Here is a 6384-nt window from a genome sequence, read left to right as displayed (position 1 = left end):
CCGCGGCAGCCTTCGGCGAACAGCGTGTACTTCGCGTGCAGTTCCATGCCGAGCTGGAAGTTCTCGGTCGGCTCGCCGTCCTTGCCTACGCCCATGTTGCCGGTGGCGACGCCTTTCACGGAACCGTCGTCGTTGTAGAGAATCTCCGCGGCCGGAAAGCCCGGGAAGATCTCGACGCCCAGGGCTTCCGCCTGCTGGCCGAGCCAGCGCGTGACGTTGCCGAGTGAGATCACGTAGTTGCCGTGGTTCTGGAAGTTGGCGGGCAGCGCCCAGTTGGGCGTCGTGACCGCGCTCTTTTCCGACAGGAACAGGAAGCGGTCTTCCGTCACCTCGACGTTCAAGGGCGCACCCTGTTCCTTCCAGTCGGGAAACAGTTCGGTGATCGCGCGCGGGTCCATCACCGCGCCCGACAGGATGTGCGCGCCGATCTCGGAACCCTTCTCGAGCACGCACACGCCGATCTCGGTGCCTTTCTCGGCGGCCAGCTGCTTGAGCCGGATCGCGGCCGACAGCCCGGCCGGGCCGCCGCCGACGATCACGACGTCGTATTCCATCGATTCGCGCGGGCCGTATTGTTCAATAAGAGAAACGTGGGACATGAACGTACAAGAAGGCAGGGATTAGCGTTCGACCGACTCGATCGCGATCGAGATCAGGCGGGAGTCAAGTGCGTCGGACTGCAGATCGATTTCTTCGCTGCGGCCGTCGAGCCACAGGCCATGCATCGGCAGCAGGGTCTGGGTACTGAGCGACGCGCTGCTGAAGCGCCATTGGCCGGCCGCGCAAATCAGCAGATGCGTCGGCGCCGGCGTCACGCGGCGTGAATGCGTCGCCACGCTCACGGTGGCCCGGCAGGCCGCGCGGCGCGTCATCACGTTGAGGACGTGCGTAGGCCGTACGATGTCAGTCGTCCACACCGGCAAATCGCCGGGAAAGCATGCTGGCACGATCGGGTGCGCGACGAGATGCCCGTCCTGCGCGCGCAGTTCGACGCTCGCGTTGTCGACCGGCACGAGTATCCGGTCGACGCCCGGAAACTGCGAGAAGCGGGCCGGTCCGTCGAGCGTCGCGAGACTGATACGCCAGTCTACGTTGCCGTCGGCGTCGATGCGGTTGGCGATCGTTCGCGTGACGCCGGCGCCGTTCGCCCAGGCTTCAGGCTCGACTTGCGCGCAATCGACAAACCTGACGGACGGGTAGTGCGATGCCGACGATGCACTCCCGCTGGAGGAACGCGGTGCAGGTACGCGCGGGACGCCGCCCTGCCCGGAATCCGGGTGCGTCATGCGCCACCCCCGGCGTCGACGTGACGTTCGAGTGCAGCCATCACGTCGAACAGGTCCCCCACGAAGCCCACGTCCGCAAACGAGAAGATGGGCGCATCCGGATCCTTGTTGACGGCGACGATCAACTTCGAATCCTTCATGCCGGCCAGGTGCTGAACGGCGCCCGAGATCCCGAACGCGAGATAGGCGTCGGGGGCGACGGTCTTGCCGGTTTGCCCGACCTGGATCGCGTTCGGTGCGTAGCCGGCATCGACCGCGGCACGTGATGCGCCGAGGGCTGCGCCGACACGCGACGCGAGCGTGCCGAGCCGCGCCATGTTCTCGCTGGACGCGAGCCCACGCCCGCCGGACACGACGATCGGCGCATTCGCGAGATCGATGCCGGCTGTCTGAGTGCTGTTGCGTTCGATGAGCGTTGTCGCGGCGAATGCGGGCGGCGCATCCACGGAATCGATCGGTGCCGGTTCCGCTCGCGCGCCTGCCGCCGCGAACGACGATGCGCGCACGGTCGCAAAGCTGGTCTCGCGCGCGCTTTCGACGGTCGCGACGATGCTTCCCGCATACAGGCCGCGCACGAAGCGTCCGTCGTCCGTGATGCCGGTCACGTCCGCGACGAACGCCGCGCCGGCGAGGGCCGCGGCCCGCGGCAACGCGTTCCGGCCCAGCGTGCGATGGGCGGCCGCGATCAGCGTGTAGCGTGGCGCCAGTCCGGCAAGCAGCACGGCGAGGCTTTCCGGCGTGACGGCGCCGGCCGTGCCGGGCAGATCGGGCCGGAGTACACGGTCGACGCCGTCGATCAGCGCGGCTTGCGCGGCCGCCGCGGGATCGAGCACAAGCACGTCGACAGGATGCCGGCATGCCGTTGCGGCAGTCACGACGCGCCGGACCGTATCCGGCAGCGTATGGTCGGCCGCGGCTTCGGCAACAACGAGCGTTCTCATGCGCAGACTCCTGTATGGGCAAAGACGTTGTGTGCCGCGAGCGCGGCGATCAGTGCGTCGATGTCGGCAACGCGGTGACCCGAGCGCTGTACGGTGGGCTCGTCGAGTTGCACTGCGCGCGACGACGGTGCGAGGTCGACTGCGAATCGCGTGGCGGGAACGATTGCGAGCGGCTTCTGCTTGGCCTTGACGATGCTCGGCAGCGTCACGCGTCGCGGTTCGGCCAGGCGCAGGTCGGCGCTCACGACGGCGCGTCCGGTCAGCCGCCAGGTTGCGGTGCCGCTGTCGTCGCCGCATGTGACGCGCCAGCCGTCGCCCTCGGGTGCGAGAGCGGTCGCGTCGAGACCTTGCGGCCAGCCGAGCAGGCCGGCGAGCATGGGCGCGACGCCGCCGGTGTCGTCGTCGATCGCCTGCTTGCCGCAAAGCACGAGGTCGTAAGGCGACGTGCCGAGGTATGCGTGGAGCAACCGTGCGACGCCCAGCGAGTCGAGCGACGCGGCGACGTCGCCGGTGTCGATCAGGATCGCGTCGTCGGCACCCATGGCCAGGCCGGTGCGCAGCACGTCCTGGCAAGCGGCCGCGCCGCACGTGACCACGCTCACCTGGGCGGCATGGCCTGCCTCGCGCAGGCGCAGCGCCATCTCGAGTGCGCATTCGTCGAACGGGTTGATGGACATCTTGAGGCCGGTCGTCTCGATCGAGCCGGTTGAACCGACCCGCACGCGCACGTTCGGATCGACGACGCGCTTGACGGGCACCAGTATCTTCAGGGGCATGGGAATGTCTCGTCGAAAGGATGAAGATCAGGACACGGCGCCGAGGCCATACTTGCCGGTAAGCAAGGCGCCGGTCGCAAAGCGTTCGAGCGAGTAAGGGGCGAGCGACACGTCGGTCGCCTGTCCGAGCGCATGCTGTGCGAGCAGTTTGCCGATGCCGGGCGACAGCTTGAAGCCGTGGCCCGAGAAACCGAAGCCAACCACGAGTCCGTCGATGTCGCCGATGTTGCCAAGCACCGGGTTCCAGTCGGGGGTCACGTCGTAGACGCCGGTCCACGACGACGCGAGCCCGGCTGTCTCGTAGGCGGGAAAGCGTTCGGCGACCTGCGCACCGACTTCGGCGACGTAATCCAGCGAAATGTCGCCCTGTTCGGTTTCCGGCGCATTCAGCGTCTCGCCGACGACGCCCTCGGAGACCAGCATCTGGCTGCCGCCATAGCTGCGGTAATAGAGCATGCCGGGCGAGCCCAGGTCCTTGAACGCCGGCATCTGGAACGAATATCGTGCGTCGCACTCGAGCGCCAGCACGGTGTGCCGTTCCGGTTTCACAGGTAGCGGGACATCGATCCAGCCGGACAGTTCCGGGGTCCAGATGTTCTGCGTACTGATCAGCGTGCCGCACATGAAGCGGCCGGCACTCGTGTCGACGCCGACGATGCGGCGGCCGTCACGCACGACCCCCGTCACGGTCGTGCCTTCGAGAATCTTCACGCCGCGCCGGCGTGCCGATTTCGCGAAGCTAGTCGCGACGAGATAGGCGTCGGCGAAGCCCGCTTCCGGCTCGAAGCCGATCAGCGCCGCGTCGTCGAACCGTGCGATCGGCAGGCGGGCACGTGCGTCGTCCCGATCGAGCAACTGCACCTCGATGTCCATCGCGCGTTGCGCGTCGAGCGAGGCGCGCAGCGGCTCGAGCTTCGCCCCCTCCGGCGCACAGATCATGTAGCCGCACTTGACGAGCCCGCACGACGCCTCGTCGTCGCCGACGTATTCGGCGAAGTTGTTGAAGGCCGACCACGACGAGCGCGCCAACTCGACGTTCTGACGGACCGAATAATGCGTGCGCAGCAGGCCGGACGATTGCGACGTGGTGCCGGCGCCGATCATGCCCCGTTCAATGACGAGCACGTTGCGTGCGCCGAGCGACGCAAGATGATGCGCGACCGACGTGCCGATCACGCCGGCACCGATCACGATGAAGTCGAAGTGGCTCATGGCTTCCCTCTGGATGGACGACGTGCCGATTCTAGGGAGCCGCGGTGCCGCCGAATTTTGTATTAGGCAAACTTATGCAACGTGCCCGGAAGTGCTCATCCTGCGTCCGGGCAGGCCGAATCGGCGCACCATGCGTTCCGTATTGCCGGAATGGACGCCGCCGCCACTGGAGCCTCTATGCGACGCACCCTATCGCCTATCGACCTGCGTGCCCTGCAGGCCTTCGTCGCCGTGTGCGAGACCGGTTCGATGACCGCCGCGGCCAGGCGGATCGGGGTCAGCCAGAGCGCGATCAGCCAGGCGATTTCCGCCCTCGAGCGCGAACAGGGGACGGTGCTGTTCGATCGGGACAGCCGCCCGCCGCGCCCCAATCTCGCCGGCCGGGCATTGCTGGAACTGGCCGGCCCGCTGCTCGAGCATGCGCAGATGGTCAGCACGCGCGTCGGCGATGCGTCGGACGCGGGGCGGGTGCCCGTGCGGCTCGGCTGCGTCGACTCGTTCGCGGCGACGGTCGGCCCGGAACTGATTCGCGCGGTGTCGGGCACTTCGCGACAGATTTCGATGTGGTCCGGGATCACGCCGGGTTTGAGCAAGCAATTGCATGACCGGGAGATCGACGTCGCCGTATGTACGCAGACCACGCTCAGCGACGCGCGTATCGTCGAAGTCCCGTTGTTCTCCGAAGCATTCGTCGCGGTCGTCGCGCGCGCGCATCTGGCCGGGCGCCAGCAGGCCGACTGGCGAACGCTGGCCGCCGAACTGCCGTTGATCCGTTACACCGCACGTTCCGTGATCGGCCAGCAGGTCGAGCGGTTCGCGCGCCATCTCGGCATTGATAGCCCGAGGCGCTTCGAATTCGACGCGACGGATCCGCTGCTGAGCCTGGTTGCCGCCCGGCTCGGCTTCGCGATCTCGACGCCGCTGTGCCTGTGGCAGGCGCGCCATTACCTCGGCGACGTCGTGGTCGTGCCGCTGCCGGGTGGCCGGCTCGGCCGGCGCGATTTCTTTCTCCTGCACCGACAGGGCGAGTGGGAGGACTTCGTCACGGAGATCATCGAGCTGACGCGCGGCGTGCTCGACCATTCGATCCGGCCGGCGCTCGCGCGCGCCGTGCCGCAGTTACCCGAAGATGCATTGCTTTGATTCGTACGGAGTGCTCGATGAGTGACCTATACACGCTGCAACGCGGCGATGCGCCGCTGCTGATTTCGATTCCGCACCTGGGAACGGCGATACCCGCGCCGTTGCGCGACGCGTACACCGACCGCGCGCTGACACTCGCCGATACCGACTGGCACCTCGACCGACTGTACGCGTTCGCGACCACTCTCGGCGCGACGATGCTCGGTGCGACGGTTTCGCGTTACGTGATCGACCTCAATCGTCCGTCGGACGACGAGAGCCTGTACCCCGGCCAGACGACGACGGGCTTGTGTCCGACCGAAACGTTTCGGGGCGAGCCCGTCTATCGCGAAGGATGCGAACCGGATGCGGCGGAGAAAGGTCGCCGGGTCGACGCATACTGGCAGCCGTACCACATGGCGCTGGCGGCCGAGCTGGCGCGGCTGCGCGAGCGTCACGGGCACGTGCTGCTTTGGGAAGCGCACTCGATCGCGAGCCTGCTGCCGCGGCTGTTCGACGGCAAGCTGCCCGACCTGAACATCGGCACGCAGGACGGCAGGACCGTCGCGCCGTCCGTGCAGGCCGCGGTCGAGCGCGAGGCTGCCGCAAGCCCGTTCACGTGGGTCGCCAACGGTCGCTTCAAGGGCGGCTTCATCACCCGCTCGTCCGGCCGGCCGTCACACGGCGTGCACGCGATCCAGCTGGAGATGTGCCAGTGGACCTACATGGACGAAGCTTTCCCGTTCGCCTACGACACCGAACGCGCGGCCCGCGTGCAGCCGACCGTGCGCCGGATGATCCGGGCGGCGCTGGATGCGCTGGCGGCACTGCCGCGGCTCGCAGCATAAGGAACGCTGATACATCTTCGTAATCAGGGTTCCCGTATCAGTGCGACGTTGCACCGAAGTTGGCGTGGCGCTGCACCCGCAGCACGCAGGGAGCGGGTTCTCACCCGCTGACGCACGGGTGTCATCTCGCCCGAAGTGTTTATTCACGGGAATCTTTGATTCCTGTAGATAAACCTGGCACGAGGCTTGCGTTATCTCT

General features: G+C 67.2%; 7 protein-coding genes. 2 read left to right on the top strand and 5 right to left on the bottom strand.

Going from position 1 to position 6384, the window contains the following annotated elements:
• From DIE16_RS16020 to DIE16_RS16000, 5 genes are all read right to left on the bottom strand, one after another.
• Positions 1 to 599, bottom strand: a 599-nt coding sequence (locus DIE16_RS16020) for an NAD(P)/FAD-dependent oxidoreductase (protein ID WP_148095394.1), incomplete at its 3' end; no start/stop codon positions are given.
• A 21-nt stretch (positions 600 to 620) separates the two neighbouring features.
• A complete protein-coding gene (locus tag DIE16_RS16015; protein WP_124892709.1) occupies positions 621 to 1286 on the bottom strand; it encodes a HutD family protein in 666 nt (221 codons plus the stop codon).
• Positions 1283 to 2227 (bottom strand): electron transfer flavoprotein subunit alpha/FixB family protein, encoded by a 945-nt coding sequence (locus tag DIE16_RS16010; protein WP_124892707.1) that lies wholly within the window; start codon positions 2225 to 2227, stop codon positions 1283 to 1285. The genes DIE16_RS16015 and DIE16_RS16010 overlap by 4 nt, the downstream gene beginning before the upstream one ends.
• On the bottom strand, positions 2224 to 3003 hold the full coding sequence (locus DIE16_RS16005; RefSeq protein WP_124892705.1) for an electron transfer flavoprotein subunit beta/FixA family protein: 780 nt from the start codon (positions 3001 to 3003) through the stop codon (positions 2224 to 2226). Before DIE16_RS16005 ends, DIE16_RS16010 begins: the two co-directional genes overlap by 4 nt.
• 27 nt (positions 3004 to 3030) lie before the next feature.
• The gene (locus tag DIE16_RS16000) at positions 3031 to 4215 is read right to left on the bottom strand and encodes an FAD-binding oxidoreductase (protein ID WP_124892703.1); all 1185 of its coding nucleotides are present in this window, start codon (positions 4213 to 4215) and stop codon (positions 3031 to 3033) included.
• Between the two features lie 177 nt (positions 4216 to 4392).
• Here DIE16_RS16000 and DIE16_RS15995 point away from each other — a divergent pair, with 177 nt between their 5' ends.
• Complete coding sequence (locus tag DIE16_RS15995; RefSeq protein ID WP_124488118.1) at positions 4393 to 5358, top strand: LysR family transcriptional regulator; 966 nt, start codon at positions 4393 to 4395, stop codon at positions 5356 to 5358.
• Positions 5359 to 5375: 17 nt separating this feature from the next.
• Positions 5376 to 6185 (top strand): N-formylglutamate deformylase, encoded by an 810-nt coding sequence (hutG, locus tag DIE16_RS15990; RefSeq protein ID WP_124892701.1) that lies wholly within the window; start codon positions 5376 to 5378, stop codon positions 6183 to 6185.
• Positions 6186 to 6384: the final 199 nt, after the last annotated feature.

It is taken from the genome of Burkholderia sp. Bp9090, assembly GCF_003857985.1.
In the GTDB taxonomy this organism is placed as follows: Bacteria; Pseudomonadota; Gammaproteobacteria; order Burkholderiales; family Burkholderiaceae; genus Burkholderia.
This window is presented reverse-complemented; position numbering and strand designations above follow the sequence as displayed.